Here is a 1019-nt window from a genome sequence, read left to right on the forward strand (position 1 = left end):
CTCGCCGCGGACGGCGCCGTCGGCCGGTGCTGCTGCGGGGCCGCCCTGCTCGGCGGCGGGGTGCTGGGTCACCCTCCCAGCGTCGTGGCCCGTGCCCGTGGCCACCATCCGGAGGGACGGCGCCGGGGTGCGCGCCGGGTCGCCCGCCGGCGCTGGGACGATGGGGCGGTGCCCGCGATCCCCGCGCCCCCGTCGTCGCCCGCCGCCCGCGCCCGCATCCGCACGGCCTTCCGCGTGCTGGCGGTGGTCGAGGCGCTGACGTGGGCCGGGCTCCTCGCCTCCATGGGCTGGCACTACCTGCTCGACGGCAGCCGCCACGGCATCGAGGTCTTCGGCGCCCTCCACGGCGGCGCCTTCCTCCTCTACGGCGCCGTCGCGCTCCTGACGTGGGGCGTGCAGCGGTGGAGCTGGCGCGTCGGCGTCCTCGCGCTGGGCGCGGCGGTCCCGCCCTTCGGGACGGTCGTCTTCGAGGTGCTCGCGCAGCGCCGCGGCCTCCTCGACGACCGCCCCGGCGCCCCCGCGGGCGGCGGGCGGACGCACGCCGTCCGCGGCGCCTGACGCCCTTCACCGCGCGAAGGTGACGCCCCCTCCACCTCCCGGGCCCCTCACCACGCGAAGGTGACGCCCCCTCCACCGGAGGGGGACGCACGAGGGCCCCGTCGACGTCGTCGACGGGGCCCTCGTGGGGAGCGGGTCAGCGGCCGGGCTGGTCCCGGTCGCGGCGCACCATGGCCTTGCGGCCCTTGATCGTGCTGCCGCGCAGCGCCGCCACGACGTCGTCGGCGGCGCCCTCGGGCACCTCGACGAGCGAGAAGCGCTCGGTGATCTCGATGGCGCCGATGTCGCGGCCGCTCACGGGCGACTCGTTGGCGATGGCGCCCACGAGGTCGCCGGGGCGGACGCCGGCCGCGCGGCCGACGCCGACGAAGAGACGGGCGTTGCCGGCCGACGGGCCGCTGCGGGGGCCCGAGCGGCCGCCGCGGGCCGCGGGACCGCGGCTGTCGCGCCCGTCCCGGCCG

At 79.7% G+C, this 1019-nt stretch carries 2 protein-coding genes; one reads left to right on the plus strand and one right to left on the minus strand.

The genetic code is table 11. The annotated features are described in order from the left end of the window. Positions 1-168: 168 nt before the first annotated feature. Positions 169-558 (plus strand): DUF3817 domain-containing protein, encoded by a 390-nt coding sequence (locus HLB09_RS17505; protein ID WP_212771336.1) that lies wholly within the window; start codon positions 169-171, stop codon positions 556-558. Positions 559-694: 136 nt separating this feature from the next. Here the strand turns inward: HLB09_RS17505 and HLB09_RS17510 are convergent. After that, a partial coding sequence (locus HLB09_RS17510) for a DbpA RNA binding domain-containing protein (protein WP_171204546.1) occupies positions 695-1019 on the minus strand: 325 nt, incomplete at its 5' end.

The sequence above is a fragment of the Pseudokineococcus marinus genome (genome assembly GCF_013004605.1).
GTDB lineage: Bacteria > Actinomycetota > Actinomycetes > Actinomycetales > Quadrisphaeraceae > Pseudokineococcus > Pseudokineococcus marinus.